Annotated in this window: 17 protein-coding genes; 15 read left to right on the top strand and 2 right to left on the bottom strand. The window is 35.2% G+C overall.

Features of this window, described 5'->3' with window-relative positions:
* Window positions 1–2 precede the first annotated feature (2 nt).
* The 8 genes from F7O84_RS12180 to F7O84_RS12145 all read left to right on the top strand — a co-directional run bounded on the left by F7O84_RS12180 (window position 3) and on the right by F7O84_RS12145 (window position 8,519).
* Complete coding sequence (locus F7O84_RS12180; RefSeq protein WP_151145513.1) at window positions 3–935, top strand: ROK family glucokinase; 933 nt, start codon at window positions 3–5, stop codon at window positions 933–935.
* A 172-nt stretch (window positions 936–1,107) separates the two neighbouring features.
* Complete coding sequence (gene murB, locus F7O84_RS12175) at window positions 1,108–2,019, top strand: UDP-N-acetylmuramate dehydrogenase (protein WP_151145511.1); 912 nt, start codon at window positions 1,108–1,110, stop codon at window positions 2,017–2,019.
* Between the two features lie 87 nt (window positions 2,020–2,106).
* Window positions 2,107–2,985, top strand: a complete 879-nt coding sequence (gene rapZ, locus F7O84_RS12170; RefSeq protein WP_151145508.1) for an RNase adapter RapZ — start codon at window positions 2,107–2,109, stop codon at window positions 2,983–2,985.
* 14 nt (window positions 2,986–2,999) lie between these two features.
* The gene (gene whiA / locus F7O84_RS12165; RefSeq protein ID WP_151145505.1) at window positions 3,000–3,962 is read left to right on the top strand and encodes a DNA-binding protein WhiA; all 963 of its coding nucleotides are present in this window, start codon (window positions 3,000–3,002) and stop codon (window positions 3,960–3,962) included.
* Complete coding sequence (locus F7O84_RS12160; RefSeq protein ID WP_151145502.1) at window positions 3,959–4,219, top strand: HPr family phosphocarrier protein; 261 nt, start codon at window positions 3,959–3,961, stop codon at window positions 4,217–4,219. The genes whiA and F7O84_RS12160 overlap by 4 nt, the downstream gene beginning before the upstream one ends.
* Before the next feature lie 97 nt (window positions 4,220–4,316).
* Window positions 4,317–5,264: a diacylglycerol/lipid kinase family protein gene (locus tag F7O84_RS12155; protein WP_151145499.1), complete on the top strand. Its 948-nt coding sequence runs from the start codon at window positions 4,317–4,319 to the stop codon at window positions 5,262–5,264.
* 173 nt (window positions 5,265–5,437) lie between these two features.
* Entirely contained in the window at window positions 5,438–6,304 is an 867-nt protein-coding gene (fba, locus tag F7O84_RS12150; RefSeq protein WP_151145496.1) for a class II fructose-1,6-bisphosphate aldolase, read from the top strand.
* A 445-nt stretch (window positions 6,305–6,749) separates the two neighbouring features.
* The gene (locus tag F7O84_RS12145) at window positions 6,750–8,519 is read left to right on the top strand and encodes a carboxylesterase family protein (RefSeq protein ID WP_151145493.1); all 1,770 of its coding nucleotides are present in this window, start codon (window positions 6,750–6,752) and stop codon (window positions 8,517–8,519) included.
* A gap of 75 nt (window positions 8,520–8,594) precedes the next feature.
* Here F7O84_RS12145 and F7O84_RS12140 read toward each other — a convergent pair whose 3' ends face one another.
* Complete coding sequence (locus F7O84_RS12140; RefSeq protein WP_151145490.1) at window positions 8,595–10,001, bottom strand: alanine/glycine:cation symporter family protein; 1,407 nt, start codon at window positions 9,999–10,001, stop codon at window positions 8,595–8,597.
* A gap of 421 nt (window positions 10,002–10,422) precedes the next feature.
* On the opposite strand from F7O84_RS12140, the gene F7O84_RS12135 reads away from it, so the two are divergent.
* Genes F7O84_RS12135 through F7O84_RS12125 form a run of 3 tightly spaced genes read left to right on the top strand, consistent with a single transcriptional unit; the run spans window position 10,423 to window position 12,584 of the window.
* Complete coding sequence (locus F7O84_RS12135) at window positions 10,423–11,424, top strand: TFIIB-type zinc ribbon-containing protein (protein ID WP_151145487.1); 1,002 nt, start codon at window positions 10,423–10,425, stop codon at window positions 11,422–11,424.
* A gap of 14 nt (window positions 11,425–11,438) precedes the next feature.
* Window positions 11,439–12,203 (top strand): TPM domain-containing protein, encoded by a 765-nt coding sequence (locus tag F7O84_RS12130; RefSeq protein ID WP_207708057.1) that lies wholly within the window; start codon window positions 11,439–11,441, stop codon window positions 12,201–12,203.
* An 18-nt stretch (window positions 12,204–12,221) separates the two neighbouring features.
* Window positions 12,222–12,584 (top strand): VOC family protein, encoded by a 363-nt coding sequence (locus F7O84_RS12125; RefSeq protein WP_151145481.1) that lies wholly within the window; start codon window positions 12,222–12,224, stop codon window positions 12,582–12,584.
* 71 nt (window positions 12,585–12,655) lie between these two features.
* Here F7O84_RS12125 and F7O84_RS12120 read toward each other — a convergent pair whose 3' ends face one another.
* Window positions 12,656–13,180: a peptidylprolyl isomerase gene (locus tag F7O84_RS12120; protein ID WP_151145478.1), complete on the bottom strand. Its 525-nt coding sequence runs from the start codon at window positions 13,178–13,180 to the stop codon at window positions 12,656–12,658.
* 144 nt (window positions 13,181–13,324) lie between these two features.
* Between F7O84_RS12120 and F7O84_RS12115 the strand changes: the two genes are divergently transcribed.
* The 4 genes from F7O84_RS12115 (at window position 13,325) to F7O84_RS12100 (ending at window position 16,512) form a co-directional block, all read left to right on the top strand.
* Window positions 13,325–14,203, top strand: a complete 879-nt coding sequence (locus F7O84_RS12115) for a GNAT family N-acetyltransferase (protein ID WP_151145475.1) — start codon at window positions 13,325–13,327, stop codon at window positions 14,201–14,203.
* 47 nt (window positions 14,204–14,250) lie between these two features.
* Window positions 14,251–15,036, top strand: a complete 786-nt coding sequence (locus F7O84_RS12110; protein WP_151145472.1) for a ParA family protein — start codon at window positions 14,251–14,253, stop codon at window positions 15,034–15,036.
* Window positions 15,023–15,253 (top strand): hypothetical protein, encoded by a 231-nt coding sequence (locus F7O84_RS12105; RefSeq protein WP_151145469.1) that lies wholly within the window; start codon window positions 15,023–15,025, stop codon window positions 15,251–15,253. The genes F7O84_RS12110 and F7O84_RS12105 overlap by 14 nt, the downstream gene beginning before the upstream one ends.
* Window positions 15,254–15,366: 113 nt before the next feature.
* Window positions 15,367–16,512 carry a 1-propanol dehydrogenase PduQ gene (locus tag F7O84_RS12100; RefSeq protein ID WP_151145466.1) on the top strand — a complete coding sequence of 382 codons (1,146 nt, stop codon included), beginning with the start codon at window positions 15,367–15,369 and terminating at the stop codon, window positions 16,510–16,512.
* The last annotated feature ends 25 nt before the right edge of the window (window positions 16,513–16,537 follow it).

Genomic DNA, 16,537 nt, shown 5'->3' with positions numbered 1-16,537 from the left:
AAATGAGTAAAGTATGTTTTGGTGTTGATGTGGGTGGAACAACAGTTAAGTTGGGATTATTTCAAGCAGACGGACAAGTAATGGATAAATGGGAAATCGTTACGAGAACACAAGAGAAGGGTAAACATATATTACCAGATATCGCAGCGTCCATTCAGGCAAAAATAAGTGAGAAAGCTATTGAAATTCAAGACGTAGCAGGTGTTGGAATAGGTGTACCAGGACCTGTGAAAGAAGATGGAACGGTATTGAATGCGGTTAATCTTGGCTGGGGAATCTTTAATGTAGCAAATGAATTAGAGAAGTTAACTCATTTAAAGGTGAAGGCAGGAAATGATGCAAACGTAGCCGCGCTTGGAGAAATGTGGCAAGGTGGAGGACGAGGAAGCAAAAATGTTGTTATGATTACATTAGGCACAGGTGTAGGCGGCGGAATCATTCATAACGGTGAAATAATAACAGGTACCAATGGTGCTGGTGGTGAAGTCGGACATATACATGTAGAAGACAGTGAAACAGATACTTGCGGATGTGGAAAAAAAGGCTGTTTAGAGCAGATGGCATCTGCTACAGGAGTAGTTCGCCTTGCTAAAAAGGCTTTAGAACTTAGTGATTCCCCTTCTCTTTTAAGAAATGGTGAGATTTCTGCAAAAGCTGTATTTGATGCAGTAAAAGAAAATGATGCTCTTGCGATATCAGTTGCCGAGCAATTTGGCAAGTATCTTGGCACAGCCCTTGCAAATGTAGCGGCAGTAACAGATCCAGAAGTATTTGTTATTGGAGGAGGCGTTTCAAAAGCGGGAAGCATTTTAATTGACTATATTAAAAAATATTATGTATTACGTGCATTTGCTGCATGTAAGGAGACTAAATTTTCACTTGCAGAGCTTGGTAATGATGCAGGAATATTTGGAGCGGCAAAACTAGTATTATAAAGTTACAGTTCATACAGTAACATGATAAATTCTATATAAGGTTGAATTCTATATTGAGATATTGTATTATATTGTAGTGAATTGAAAAAATGAAACATATAAATAGAGGAAAGAAGTAAAAATATCCTTATGATACTTTTACTTTGAATGAAAATAGAACCGAGGAGTCAGCGTGGATAAAGAAATATTAAATCAGCTTTGTAATATAGCAGGTATTGAACATGTCTTAGTTGATGAACCTATGTATAAACATACTACTTTTAAAGTAGGAGGAAAAGCAGACTACTATATAATACCTCACACGATAGAAGAAATTAAGAGTACCATTTTATTTTTAAAAAAGCAAAACATACCGTTTTGTGTAGTAGGAAATGGAAGTAATTTATTAGTTAGTGATAATGGATACCATGGGGCTATCATAAAGATTTACAATAATTTTAATGAGATTGAGATAAATAAGTTAAGTATTAAGGCACAAGCAGGAGCACTGTTATCTGACATTGCTACAAAGGCTTGCGAAGCAGGATTAAAGAATTTTGAATTTGCAGCAGGGATACCAGGTACCATTGGTGGAGCAGCTGTTATGAATGCAGGAGCATATGGTGGCGAAATGCAGCAGGTATTAACCACTGTCACAGTAATGGATGAAGAAGGAAATATAAAAACACTTACAAACGAAGAACTTCAATTTGGTTATCGAACCAGTGTCATTAGTACAAATCATTATACGGTATTAGAAGCAGAAATCGGACTAGAGTGTGGTGATTGCACTGAGATTAAGGCTATAATAGATGATTATGGTCAAAGAAGAGCAGATAAGCAGCCGTTGGAGTATCCAAGTGCAGGAAGTACTTTTAAACGTCCAAAGGGTTATTTTGCAGGAAAGCTTATTATGGACGCAGGCCTTAGAGGCTACGCTATCGGAGGAGCTCAGGTATCCGAAAAGCATTGTGGATTTATCATTAATAAAAATAATGCTACAGCAAAGGATGTAATACAGTTGATTCGATATGTTCAAAATCAAGTTTGGGAACAATTTGGTGTCAAATTGGAGACAGAGGTTAAAATGCTTGGTGAATTTTAGTTGATTTACAAAATGGAGAAAGTATAAAGGGATAACTTTCATACTGAAGTAGTATGTGCAGGGTAAATTGCACGAGTGGAGGGAATTATGAGATTTGTAATTGTAACTGGAATGTCGGGAGCAGGAAAAAGTACAGCGTTAAAGATGCTGGAAGACATTGGATATTTTTGCGTGGATAATCTACCACTTCTCCTTATTCGTAAATTTGCAGAATTGACATATAAGCAATCGATTGATGTAAATAATATTGCTCTGGGAGTTGACATTCGTTCAGGACAGGCACTTTCAGAGCTTGAACATGTCTTAGAGGATTTGATAGCAAGTGGATTTCAATATGAAATTTTATTTTTAGATGCATCAGATTCTGTTTTAGTGAAACGATATAAAGAGACAAGAAGAAATCATCCTTTGGCTTTAGAAGGACGCGTAGATCAAGGAATCGAAGAGGAACGTAACAAATTAAATTTCTTAAAGAAACAGGCAGACTACATCATTGATACCAGCCAGCTCTTAACAAGAGAGCTAAAAAGTGAACTGGATAATATCTTTGTAAAAAATGAAGGTTATAATAATTTATTTATCACCGTATTGTCTTTTGGATTTAAGTATGGGATTCCTAGCGATGCAGATTTAGTCTTTGATGTGAGATTTCTTCCCAATCCTTACTATATTGATGAACTAAAGCCAAAGACTGGGAATGAACAAGCCATTCAAGACTATGTTATGGGATTTGAAGTGGCAGGACAATTCTTAAACAAGCTAGAAGATATGATTCGTTTCTTAATTCCAAACTATATTGCAGAAGGTAAAAATCAGTTGGTAATTGCAATTGGCTGTACAGGTGGTAAACATAGGTCGGTAACATTGGCCAATAAGTTGTTTGAACGATTAACAACAAATAAGGAATTTGGTCTTAAGGTTGAGCATAGAGACATCCAAAAGGATGCAATAAGAAAAAGTATATAGATAGGAGTGGCATGATGTCTTTTTCAAGTGATGTAAAAGATGAACTTTCCAGGCAAATCAGCTTAGGAAGGCATTGCCAGATTGCAGAAATAGCGGCTATCATAAGTCTTTGTGGCAAAGTCATCATTTCTATTGAAGATAAGTATTGTATCAAAGTTCATACAGAGAATGTAGCAGTTGCAAGAAAATACTTTACATTAATTAAAAAAACATTTAATATAAATACTGAAATTTCAATCCGCAGGAACGTATATTTAAAGAAAACTAGAACATACTCAATTTTAATAAAAGGACATGAGGATTCTGTTCGTGTATTAAATGCATGTAAACTAATTGAAGATGGAGAAATCAAAGAGAATCTATCCATAGTTAGTAATTTGGTCATACAAAATTCTTGTTGTAAAAGAGCTTTTATTAGAGGTGCATTTTTAGCATCTGGTTCGATTAGTGATCCCGAGAAATTTTACCATTTAGAAATTGTGTGTACAAAACATGATAAGGCAGTTCAACTTCAAAATATCATCAATACCTTTGAACTTGAATCTAAGATTGTTCAAAGAAAGAAGTATTATGTGGTGTATATCAAAGAAGGCGCTCAAATAGTTGAGATTCTCAATGTAATGGAAGCCCATGTAGCCCTCATGAATTTGGAGAATGTACGTATCTTGAAGGAAATGCGAAACTCGGTTAATCGTCAGGTTAATTGCGAGACGGCTAACATTAATAAAACGGTATCAGCTGCTGTAAAGCAGATTGAAGATATAAAATATATAAAAGCGCGAATGGGATTTGAAGGACTTTCAGAAGGCTTAGGCGATGTGGCAAGAATTCGATTAGAATACCCGGAAGCAACGTTAAAAGAAATAGGTGAATTACTAAGTCCCCCTGTAGGCAAATCTGGGGTGAATCATAGACTGAGAAAATTAAGTAATTTAGCACAAGAACTTAGGGAATTCGATAAGGAGGAGATATTATGACAAAGAAACCAATTACAATTAAAATTCCATCAGGACTAGAGGCGAGACCAGTTGCGCTGTTAGTACAGGTTGCAAGCCAGTATGAAAGTGATATTTATGTGGAATATGGGGAAAAGAAAGTTAATGCAAAAAGTATCATGGGTATGATGACGCTAGGATTAGCAGCAGGTGAGTCTGTAGTCGTGTCAGCAGAAGGTACGGATGAAGAAGAGGCAATTTTAAATATTGAAAAATATTTAAGTAGTAATGAAATGTAGGTTTTTTGAGTTTTAAAGGCAATAGGTTTTGATTCGTTTTATGTATGACCGTAGGATTATCCACGGTCATACATTTACGTGACGATAGGAGTGCATTATGAGAAAGAAAATGATGTTTATCTTTAACCCTTATGCAGGTAAGGCTCAGATAAGAAATAAGTTAGTTGATATACTAGACATTTTTACCAAGAATAATTATGAAATAACCATATATCCGACACAAGGAAATCAGGATGCAATGGAACTAACAAGGGACTTACCGCAAAATACGTATGATTTGGTGGTGTGTAGTGGCGGTGATGGAACACTTGACCAAGTGGTATCAGGAATGATGAAACGTGAAGAAAAACTTCCAATTGGTTATATTCCTGCTGGTAGCACGAATGATTTTGCCAATAGTCTTAAGATTCCAAAAAACATGTTAAAGGCGGCAGAAGTAGCAGTTGGAGAAGATTATTTTTTGAGTGATATAGGAAGTTTTAATGATGATTACTATGTTTATATCGCTGCATTTGGAATCTTTACAGATGTATCCTATCAAACAAAGCAAGAGGCAAAAAATGTGCTAGGACATGCGGCTTACATTCTGGAAGGAATGAAAAGACTTGGCTCGATCAAATCATATCATTTAAAAATAGAATGCAATGGGGAAACAATTGAAGATGAATTTATTTTTGGAATGGTTACGAATTCGGTTTCAGTAGGTGGTTTTAAACATATCACATCACGAAATATTTTGCTTGATGATGGGTTGTTTGAAGCAGCTTTTATCAAAAAGCCCAACAATCCAATTGAACTTCAAGACATTATCGCAACATTACTAATTGAAAATCTAGATAGTAGCTATATCTATTCTTATAAGACAGATAAAGTTGTAATAACCTCAGAAGAAGCCATACCATGGACGCTTGATGGAGAATTTGGTGGCGAGCATTGTAAGAGTGTTATTCGTTGCAATAAGCAAGCTTTAAATATTAAAGTTGACTTAAATAAACCACTTCTTATCGAACAAAATACAATAAAGGATGACTGTTTTGCAAAATAACTATAGTGCAAATGACTTAAAAGTGAAAAATTTAACAATTTCATATTTTCTTTTACAAAAAAATAAGGTATAATGGTTATACGAAGAAACGAAGTTTTGGAGTGTAACCGATTAAAAGAAAATGGAATTTATAGTAAATTCACAACAAATTAAAATATATGGAGGAAAGAATTATGTTAGTATCAGCAAAAGAAATGCTTCAAAAAGCGAAAGCAGGAAAATATGCAGTTGGTCAGTTTAATATCAATAACTTAGAGTGGACCAAGGCAGTTTTATTGACAGCTCAGGAGAATAAATCCCCAGTTATCTTAGGTGTATCTGAAGGTGCGGGAAAATATATGACAGGCTATAAAACAGTAGTAGGTATGGTAAATGGAATGATGGAAGAGTTAAACATAACTGTACCAGTAGCACTTCACTTAGATCACGGTAGTTTTGAAGGATGTATGAAATGTATCGAAGCAGGATTCTCATCCATTATGTTTGATGGTTCCCATTATCCAATTGCTGAGAATATTGAAAAGACTACAGAGTTAGTAAAAATCTGTGAAGAAAAAGGAATGTCTATCGAAGCAGAAGTTGGTTCAATCGGTGGAGAAGAAGACGGTGTTGTAGGTAATGGAGAAGTTGCAGATCCGAACGAATGTAAAGCAATTGCAGATTTAGGTGTAACTATGCTTGCAGCAGGAATTGGTAACATTCATGGAAAATATCCTGAAAACTGGACAGGATTAAACTTTGAAGTGTTAGCAGAAATTCAAAAATTAACAGGAGAAATGCCACTCGTACTTCATGGAGGAACTGGTATTCCAGAAAAAATGATTAAAGAAGCGATTTCACTTGGAGTTGCAAAAATCAATGTGAATACAGAGTGTCAGCTTACTTTTGCAGAAGCAACACGTAAATACATTGAAGAAGGAAAAGATTTATCTGGAAAAGGTTTTGATCCACGTAAACTTTTAGCACCAGGAACAGAGGCAATCAAAGCAACTGTTAAAGAAAAAATGGAGTTATTTGGATCTGTTGGAAAAGCAGAATAAATAATAATAAGCACAGAGAATTCATTTGATTCTCTGTGCTTTTTTGCTTTATAGGAAGTTATTCCTTATGTGCATGAACAGTAACCAATCTTCCATACAAAACAAAACACAAAACATCTAATTAACAGACGAATATATACAAAATAACGAAAGAAAAATAAAAGGTATTGACAAATATACTAGTTTATATTAATATATTGAAAATGATATTATAAATAATAACTAAGAACAGGATTGTTACTGAACAGCAGGCAAAACCTAACTATTCATGTATGATTTACTATGGATAGGATTGGGTTTTTTTTGTTGTTTTTTTATTTCAAGTTGTGACACTAGTAATTAGCTAGTTGCAAATAAATAAGAAAAATAGAAAGGAGGATACGGGTAATTTAATTTTGGGTAATGTAGTATTAGGAGAATTTTATAAGATTTAAGGAGGATTTTTATGAAAAAAAGAATATGGAAAAGTTTATTATGTGTATTAACGATTTCAACTTTGATGGTAGGATGCGCAAAAAATGAGACAAGTACGCAAGCGCCTGCAGAAGATACGAAGCAGGAAACAACGACTGAGGAAGTAAAGGAAGCTGACCAAGAAAAAGAAGCAGATGTTACCCTTAGAGATACTGCATTTGGGCCAGTAAAAGGTAGCGTAAATGAGGCGAAGCAGACCATTGAGTGGAAGGGAGTTCCATATGCAAAAGCACCAGTTGGAGATTTGAGATGGAAAGCACCACAAGACCCAGATAACTGGACAGAAGTATTCGATGCAACCAAAGATGGTAATCTTGGTGTTCAAGTTGCAAACGGAGAAGTAATCGGTAGTGAAGACTGCTTGAATCTAGATATTTATAGACCAAATACACAAGATACAAGTTTACCAGTTGTGGTGTTTATCCACGGTGGAAATAACCAATCAGGAAAATCCACAGAGATCATTGGTTCTACATTAGCAAATGATACAAATAGTATTTTTATCTCTTTAAACTATCGTTTGGGTGTGCTGGGCTTTAATTGTCTGCCAGCATTACAAACAGGGGATGCAAATGAGGACTCTGGTAACTATACTTTACTTGATATTGCAAAGGCACTTGATTGGATTCATGCAAATATTGAAGCGTTTGGCGGAGATAAAGATAATATTACAATATCAGGATTTTCGGCAGGCGGACGTGATGTTATGGCAATGCTAATTTCACCATTATTTGAAGGAAAGTTCCAAAAAGCAATTTCATTTAGTGGTGGTATGACAATTGCAGATACCGATGCAAGTGTAAAAACAATTGCCACAGCTTTAGCTCCTTTAGCAGTAGAAGATGGTAAAAAAGCAGATGTAGAAGAAGCAAAAGAATGGTTACAGACCAGTGATGCTGAGGTGAAAGAATATTTATATACGCTTTCTGCAGAGCGTCTTGCAAAAGTTATGATGAATGCAGGTATCCGCATGAGTGTATTCCCTCATATATTTAACGACGGCACTGTAATTCCAAAAGAAGGCTTTGCTACAACAAACTATAATTCAGTACCATTATTAATGCTTACCTCAACTTCTGAATTCTCTTTCTTTGCGGCAAGTGATCCTTACTTTGCAAAAGAGTATGGAGATGGAACCTTATTTACAGATGAAACAAAGAATGCAGAATATACATTTGCAAATAAGTACGGAAGTATGTTATATGAATTATTTAATGCACAAGAGTCTGCAATTACTATGGCTGATAACTATAAAGCACCTATTTATCTAACAACCATATCCTATGGTGAGAACAAAGAGGTTGTAGGAGATATGGCAAACCTTGGCGCTTTCCACGGTGTTTTCGTACCACTTCTTGATTCTGATAATGCGACCTATCAGGCAATGTTTGCAGAACCATACACATTCGATGGAATAAAGGATTTGGGTAAACAGTTTAGAAGCTATATTGCTAATTTTATCAAAACAGGAGATCCAAACGAAGAAGGTCTTGTGACTTGGGAGCAATGGTCCAAAGATGCAGCTGGACAGACATTAGTACTAGATGCAGATAAAGAAAAGGCAATGATTTCAATGCAAGATCGCACCATTTCTTATGATGATGTTTTAAAACAAATTGAAGCAGATACGACTATTTCGCAAGAAGCAAAAGATACGATTGTAAAGCAGGTGTTAAATGGTCGTTGGTTTAGTGCACAGTTAGATAAGCATTTTAACAATGAAAGCCTTTGGGCAAAATAAAAAGTTAGAATGTATTAAAAGGCGTCAGCTTTGACGCCTTTTTAACTAAATAATAAGTACTTGTATAGAATAGAACTATTTTTTATTGTTAATAGCAAGATAGCTTTTTAACATCTGAATCACCTCACCTGATAAAAGGGTAAGGGCAATTAGGTTAGGAATAGCCATAAACCCATTTAATGTATCCGATATTTCCCAAGCAAGTCGAACCGAAGCGACAGAACCAAACACAATAATTACAATATAGCTTAGCTTATAAGGAAAGATAGCTTTGGTACCAAATAAATATTCCACGGCACGTTCGCCATAATAAGACCAGCCTACTAAGGTGGCAAATGCAAATAACATGATTGAGATAGCAATAAATTGAGCCCCATACGGAATAACAGCAGAAAAAGAATTGGCAGTCAGTGGAGCGCCGTCCAGATTGGCGATATTGGCAGCCGTATTACTTAGATAAGCATCCATATTGTATACGCCTGATGTAAGTATTACAAGTGCGGTTATTGTACATACCACTAATGTATCGGCGAATACTTCAAACATACCCCACATTCCTTGAACCACTGGTTCTTTTACATCAGAAGCAGAGTGAACCATAACAGAAGAGCCAAGTCCAGCTTCATTTGAAAAAACTCCTCTTGATACTCCCATTCGTAAAGCAACAGCAAAGCCGTATCCAGTAACACCACTGCCTAATGCTATAAAGTTAAATGCTTCATGAAAAATTTGTGATAACGCATGAGGTAATGCACTTGCATTTACGAAAATAACAATAAGACCACCTACTATGTATAAAACAGAAATTACAGGTATTAACTTTTCTGTTACACTTGCAATTCGTTTGATTCCACCCATGATTACAAGAGCGACTGTAAAAGCCATCACAACGCCAGTAACGATAGGGGGAATTTGAAAGGAGTTTAAAAGACTAGTGGAAATTGAATTTACTTGTGCCATATTGCCAATACCAAAGGAAGCAAGTGCACAAAAGATAGAAAAAAGAGCAGCAAGCCATTTTACGCCTAGACCACGTTCAATGTATATCATTGCTCCGCCTACCCAAAATCCTTTTTCATTTTTATAACGGTATTTGATTCCCAATGTTTTTTCGGCAAAATTTGTCATCATGCCCAAGAAAGCGCTCACCCACATCCAAAATACGGTACCTGGTCCCCCTGCTGCAATTGCAGTTGCTACTCCAGCAATATTGCCAGTTCCCATGGTAGAAGCAAGTGCAGTACATAAGGATTGAAATTGAGAAATAGAATGCTGGTCTTTTGTCTTTAACACATCCTGTCTTTTAAAAATGGCGAGAATGGTATTTTGAATCCAAAGTTTAAAATGTGTCAGTTGAAAAAAGCCAGTTCGAATCGTAAACATAAAACCTATGCCTAGAAATAAAAAAAGCATTGCAGGTCCCCAGACAAAACTACTTAACATTTGATTCACAGAATCTAGTGTTGATATGAATTTTTCCATAACAAAATCCTTTCTTCAAACTGGAAAGTAAGGTGTTTTTTGACTTCCAATATTAACTTATGTATGGAAAAGTCTAAATATTCTAGGAACCAAAAGGAATGAAAAAAGACTCATAAAAGGGAGGATGCCAAGCAAAATATTTTGCTTGGCATGTAATATGAAAAAGATTATTTATCAAATGATTACTAATTTATTTAGTAATTACTATTTATCATAAATCAAGTATATAAAATATAAATTAAGAAATCATGAGAGATACGTAAAGGTTTTTTGAATGTTATATGAATAAATTATGAATGGGAGAAAAGTTATCACTTCCTTTGTAAAATAATCGGTGCAAAATACCACAAAGTATGATATATTTCAGTTAGCATAATTGCTAGGTTTAGCTCTATATTAAGTATGAAAGGGTAGAATAAATATGGTTTTAGTTTATAAATGTCCAAACTGTGGCTCAAATATGGTTTTTGATAGCGAAGCCCAAAAACTTGTATGTCCACATTGTAGAACGTCAAAAAGCGTTGAAGAAATGGATAACAAGCAAGAAGATAAAATGGAGATGAAGTCCTTTCAATGCCCGACTTGCGGTGCAGAGCTTGTTACTGATATGACGACTACAGCAACGTTTTGTAATTACTGCGGTAATTCCGCATTAATCGAAAATCGTATTATGCAAGATAAGCCAGCAGCAATCATTCCCTTTTCGGTGAGCAAGGAAGAGGCTGTGGAAGCCTATTTAAAATGGTGTAAGAAAGGATTGCTAACGCCTAAGAGTTTTATAAGTAAAAATACAATTGAAAAAATAAGCGGAATCTATGTCCCTTTTTGGATTTATGACTATGATGCAGAAGTTTCATTAAGAGCGGATTGTACAAGAGTAAGAGTGGAAAGAAGGGGAGATACGGAGTATGTGCATACGGATCATTTTGATGTATATCGTGAAGTAAAGACTACTTACAATAAAGTACCAGCGGATGCATCAGAAAAAATGGAGGATGGAATCATGGATAAATTAGAACCATTTAACTATGAATCCCTAAAGCAATTCGAAATGCCATATTTGTCTGGTTTCTTATCTGAGAAATATACATATAAAAGTAATGAAATGAAGGAAAGAGTAGAAAAAAGGATTCATAGTTATGCAACAGAAGCGGCAAGAAATACAATTAATGGCTATGCAACGACAACAATTCAATATGAAAATGTAAGTTTGTATCAAAAAGAATCGAAGTATGTGTTGCTGCCAGTATGGATTCTAAATTATCGTTATCTTGGTAAGAATTTTGTTTTTGCAATGAACGGACAGACGGGTAAAGTAGTTGGTGATTTACCAATTAGTAAACAAAAGGTAGCGGGATGGTTTGGAGCAGTCGCTGCTATTACATTTTTAGTTGTTCGTATTTGCAGCTATATTTTCTTTTAGAAAGGCTAGGTATCATGATGAAGCGATATGTTATTGGTTGGATGAGTCTATTGATATTACTACTGGTTTGTGGTTTTAGTAGTCCAACAACAAAGGTCTATGATAATGCAAATATTTTATCAGAAGCAGAAGAAGAAAGATTAAATGAACTATGTAGGGAAGCGGCAAATGAAACGAAAGCGGACTTTGTCATAGTTACCGTTGAACGTCTAGACGGAAAAGCGATTACCGCATATGCAGATGATTTTTATGATTATCAAGGTTTTGGCTTTGAAAAGAAAGAAGGAACTGGAACAATATTTCTACTTGCAATGGAGGAACGTGAAATTACATTTTCTACAAGTGGAGCATGTGTGGAGTTGTTTTCTGGGAGTGCATCTGATAGAATTATTAATGAGGTAAGTTCTTATTTAAGTGATGGGGATTATTATACTGGATTTGAAACTTATATCAAGATGACCAAAGAATATATAGAAAACGGTGGTAAATGGAGTGACTCGTTTTTGTTAGACTGGGTGGTTTCAATTGTTGCATCTTTGGTTGTAGCTTCAATTGTGGTATGGATTATGTGCAGTGGAAGTAAGAGTAAAATGACTGTAAACGGTTATACTTATGCCAGTGGAAATAAAAGTAATGTATTAAAACAACATGATGTGTTTCAAAGAACTACAACCATTCGACGTCATATTGATACAACACCGAAAGGTGGTAGCGGTGGCGGTGGTACCCGCATTGGAAGCAGTGGAAACAGACATGGTGGAAGTAGTGGTAAATTTTAAAAGATTCAGGAGGTAAATATGGTACAATTCAATCATTTTAATTTCAATGTGTTAGATTTAGAGAGAAGCTTAAAGTTTTATAAGGAAGCTCTTGATTTAGAACCTGTAAGAGAAAAGGTTGCCGCGGATGAATCCTTCAAGCTCGTTTTTCTTGGAGATAAACAGACCGATTTCACCTTGGAGCTTACGTGGTTAAGAGATAGGGTAGAACCTTATAACTTAGGAGAGCTAGAATATCATTTGGCATTTAAAGCCGACAATTTTGATGAGATTCATGCAAAACATAAAGAGATGGGTATTATTTGCTTTGAAAATGAAGCAATGGGAATATATTTTATATCCGATCCAGACGGATATTGGATTGAGATTATTCCAGCGTAAACAGAATAATAAAGAGCAAGCGGATAAGATAGCTTGCTCTTTTGATATTGTACTAATAAAATATACGAAGCTTAACCAATCTTTTCAGGTTCACTATACTCTACACCAGAAAGCTCAACACTCACTTTTTTCATTACTTGTGGTTTAAGTGGTCTGTCGCTATAATCAACAGAAACTTCTGCAATTTTATCTACTACATCCTGTCCTTCAATTACTTTACCAAATGCGGCATAAGCTCCATCTAAATGTGGAGAGGTCTTATGCATAATAAAAAACTGTGAACCAGCGGAATCTGGATCCATAGCACGTGCCATGGAAAGAACACCAGGCTCATGTTTTAAATCATTCTTGAAATTATTCTGAGAGAATTCTCCCTTAATGGTGTAACCAGGGCCTCCCATACCATTTCCATTCGGACAGCCGCCTTGGATCATGAAACCATAAATGACTCTATGGAATATCAATCCATCATAATAACCGTCCTTTACTAACGAAATGAAATTGTTAACCGTATTAGGAGCAATTTCAGGATATAATTCTGCTTTGATGATGTCGCCGTTTTCCATCTCAAAAGTTACAATAGGATTCGTTGCCATTGAAATACTTCCTTTCAAATTTATTTATAAATTGGCTTTTACAAGCACCGTTCTTTTATTTTATATGGTAATATAGAATTTGTAAAGGTGAAATAAGAATTCATCACATGGGAATGGCAAAGCACAAAAATTTGAGGTATTAATATGCTAAAAACGGTATTTTTTAATCTTCATCAAATAGAATTGAAAAATCAGCAAACGTATCATTGGCTGGAAGGATTTGAAGGTTTATTAAATGATTTAAAAAGAAATTCCATAAATTTATTTTCTATAGACAAGAATTTGGAAAACGAGTGTAGGCAACTTCACACGAAGAAAGAAGAATGTATTGTTGTTACCGATAACGAAAGCATGGTAAAAGAATGCTTTCATTTGCAGATTCCATGCATTGCGTATGAGAATTCAAGGGTTAACAAGCAGGATTTGTTTAGGGCAAATATGTTGGTGGAAGGTTTTATGGAAGTAAACTACAGATTTGTTTTGGAAGTTTATCAAAGGTTTTATCAGATACCGATTGTGATAGCAACCACGAATCGCCTTTTGATTCGTGAAATGAAATTGCAGGACTTAGATGAACTTTATGCTTTATATGAAGATGCATCTATGACCAGATTTTTAGAGCCGTTATACGAAAAAGAGGAAGAGATTGAATTTACAAAAGCGTATATAAAAAATATGTATGGCTTTTATGGATATGGACTCTGGTCTATTCTTGATAAGAGAACGGGAAAATTAGTTGGACGTGCGGGGCTAAGCAATCGGGAAGTCGACGGAGAAATACAAATTGAACTAGGATATATGATAGGGGTAGCATATCAAAGAAAAGGTCTTGCATTTGAGGCATGTCAAGAAATTCTTAAGTTTGCGGTTGAGAAATTAGAGTGTTTGTTTGTGAATTGTTTTATCCACCCAGATAATGTTGCTTCTATCCAATTAGTAAAAAAGCTTGGTTTTGTTTATCGACAGGAAGTAGAAATAGCAAATGAAAAGTTGTCTTGGTATAGGTGGACATATGAAGAATGAAAAGATATAATGAATACTAGGAAAAGGGTACAGGAGGAAGAACCGCGATGACAAAGGTAATTTGCTTTGCAAACAATAAAGGCGGAAGTGGTAAGTCGACGACATGTTCTAATGTTGGTTATGGCTTAACCTTGCTTGGTAAAAAAGTTCTGTTGATTGACGGTGATATGCAACTTAATTTATCATTATCGTTTTTTTTGGAAGACCAGGTATTAGAATTAGCAAAAAGTGATAAGAATCTATACTATGCAATTAAAAATCAGAAAGATTTGTCGGATTATATTATCCATACAGAATTTGAAAATCTGGATTTGATCCCATCATCAACGCTTATGAGTTCCATAGAATATGAACTATTTACGAAGTGGCAAAGAGAATTTATATTAAAAAAATGTTTGCATAAAATAAGAGAATCTGGCGAGTATGACTATATTTTAATTGATGCACCACCTACTCTTGGAGGATGGGTTATGAATATTTTATGTGCCAGTGATCAGGTCATTGTACCAGTGGAAGCAAGTCCTTGGGGATTATTTGGTCTTGCAAATATGTTCGAATTTATCAATGAGGTAAAACAAATTACTCCAGACTTATCATTAATGGGAGTCGCAATTACAAAAGTAGATGAGCGAAAGAACTATTTTAAGCAGACAATACAGACTTTATCAGAAGTAGATGATGTGTATCTGTTTGAATCCTATATTAGAATTGATAGCTCTATTGAATGGGCACAAGATAACAGTAAAACAGTAATTGCATATAAGAAAAACAGTAGAAGTGCAAAAGAATATATGGCGTTAGCAAAGGAGGTAGAAGAACGTGGCAATCGGTAAAGAAAGTATTATGAGAGCAGCAAATGCTAATAATATAACAAAGGACTCCAACACAGTCTCTAAAACAACTCAAACAAAAGAAAAACCAACAACAAGTCAAACGGAAGAGAAAATGACTACTAAAAAGCCAAAAAAACAAGCAAATAAAAAAGAAACAAAGATGTATAATCAGGTGGTATCTAATATAAAAAGCGATTTACCGACATATTTGTTATAATAAAATGTGGTATTTTGTTGTTTTGTTTGTATTTATATTGCAGTATGGAAAAAAATGTAGTATAATAATGACAAATAAATAACAAAGATGTTCGGAAAGGGTGTAGCAGGCATATGAAGTCATTTGATATAAAGACGAAAATATATTTTGGTGATAATGCATTGGATCGTCTTGCACAGCTTCCATATAAAAAAGTTATGGTTATAACAGACCCATTTGTAGTACAAAGTGGGATGTTAAAGTTGATTACGTATCGATTGGAAGAGGGAAAATCTTTATTTGAAGTGTTTAGTGATGTTGTACCAGATCCTCCAATTGAAAAAATTGTATTGGGTGTTAAGGCGTTAATTGAATACAAGCCAGAAGCAGTAGTTGCAGTTGGTGGTGGTTCTGCCATTGATTCTGCTAAGTCAATTAAGAAGTTTGCTATGGATATTGAACGTATGGAAGATATTCCTTTGATTGCAATTCCAACAACAAGCGGAACGGGCTCAGAAGTGACTTCCTTTGCAGTAATATCAGATCCACAAAATCAAGTAAAATATCCTCTGGTATCAGATGAACTTATTCCATCCGAAGCGATTTTAGATGCACAGTTGGTTCGAAGTGTTCCGCCCGCTGTAACAGCAGATACAGGAATGGATGTTTTAACGCATGCAATAGAAGCTTATGTTAGTATTAATAACAATGAGTTTTCTGCGGCACTGGCAGAAAAAGCAATTGAAATCTGCGGAGTATGGCTATTAAGAGCTTATCTAGACGGTAATGACATGCATGCAAGAAAAAAGATACATGTAGCTTCATGCCTTGCTGGACTTGCGTTTAACTCTGCATATCTAGGCTTGAATCACGGAATGGCACATCCATTAGGCGCTAATTTTCATATTCCTCATGGTAGAGCCAATGCAATGCTATTGCCACATATCATAGAGTTTAATAGTGATATTAATATACATAGCAAGAGTAAAGAAGAGTATTTGCCTGCGGTTCGCAAATACTGTAACATTGCAAAATTATTAGGCTTGAATAATTTTAATGAAATCACAACAGTTCGAGCGCTCGTAAACTGGATTCAGTTTATGCTAAAAGAAATGAATATTCCGATTTCAGTTTCCCAAACAGGAAAAGTTACGGAAAGTGAATATATGTCTAAGATAGATGCGTTAGCAGATGCTGCATTAGCAGATGCTTGCACAGCCACAAATCCACGCGTACCAACAAAGTCTCAAGTAAAAGAAATCTACCGAAACTTATGGTAGTTCTCACACCATCATGTTATAATGA

This window comes from Candidatus Galacturonatibacter soehngenii, from assembly GCF_008830185.1.
Classification (GTDB): domain Bacteria; phylum Bacillota; class Clostridia; order Lachnospirales; family Lachnospiraceae; genus Lachnotalea; species Lachnotalea soehngenii.
Note: the sequence above shows the minus strand (reverse complement) of the source record. Positions and strands in the feature narration are given on the sequence as shown.

What these genes read in the sequence shown, in the direction of transcription:
- F7O84_RS12120 (WP_151145478.1), bottom strand. Translation starts at nt 13,180, where the DNA reads ATGGCAACGAATCCTATTGTAACTTTTGAGATGGAAAACGGCGACATC.
- F7O84_RS12100 (WP_151145466.1), top strand. Translation starts at nt 15,367, where the DNA reads ATGAAGTCATTTGATATAAAGACGAAAATATATTTTGGTGATAATGCA.
- fba (WP_151145496.1), top strand. Translation starts at nt 5,438, where the DNA reads ATGTTAGTATCAGCAAAAGAAATGCTTCAAAAAGCGAAAGCAGGAAAA.
- F7O84_RS12145 (WP_151145493.1), top strand. Translation starts at nt 6,750, where the DNA reads ATGAAAAAAAGAATATGGAAAAGTTTATTATGTGTATTAACGATTTCA.
- F7O84_RS12115 (WP_151145475.1), top strand. Translation starts at nt 13,325, where the DNA reads ATGCTAAAAACGGTATTTTTTAATCTTCATCAAATAGAATTGAAAAAT.
- rapZ (WP_151145508.1), top strand. Translation starts at nt 2,107, where the DNA reads ATGAGATTTGTAATTGTAACTGGAATGTCGGGAGCAGGAAAAAGTACA.
- F7O84_RS12140 (WP_151145490.1), bottom strand. Translation starts at nt 10,001, where the DNA reads ATGGAAAAATTCATATCAACACTAGATTCTGTGAATCAAATGTTAAGT.
- whiA (WP_151145505.1), top strand. Translation starts at nt 3,000, where the DNA reads ATGTCTTTTTCAAGTGATGTAAAAGATGAACTTTCCAGGCAAATCAGC.
- F7O84_RS12160 (WP_151145502.1), top strand. Translation starts at nt 3,959, where the DNA reads ATGACAAAGAAACCAATTACAATTAAAATTCCATCAGGACTAGAGGCG.
- F7O84_RS12110 (WP_151145472.1), top strand. Translation starts at nt 14,251, where the DNA reads ATGACAAAGGTAATTTGCTTTGCAAACAATAAAGGCGGAAGTGGTAAG.
- F7O84_RS12130 (WP_207708057.1), top strand. Translation starts at nt 11,439, where the DNA reads ATGATGAAGCGATATGTTATTGGTTGGATGAGTCTATTGATATTACTA.
- F7O84_RS12135 (WP_151145487.1), top strand. Translation starts at nt 10,423, where the DNA reads ATGGTTTTAGTTTATAAATGTCCAAACTGTGGCTCAAATATGGTTTTT.
- F7O84_RS12125 (WP_151145481.1), top strand. Translation starts at nt 12,222, where the DNA reads ATGGTACAATTCAATCATTTTAATTTCAATGTGTTAGATTTAGAGAGA.
- F7O84_RS12180 (WP_151145513.1), top strand. Translation starts at nt 3, where the DNA reads ATGAGTAAAGTATGTTTTGGTGTTGATGTGGGTGGAACAACAGTTAAG.
- F7O84_RS12155 (WP_151145499.1), top strand. Translation starts at nt 4,317, where the DNA reads ATGAGAAAGAAAATGATGTTTATCTTTAACCCTTATGCAGGTAAGGCT.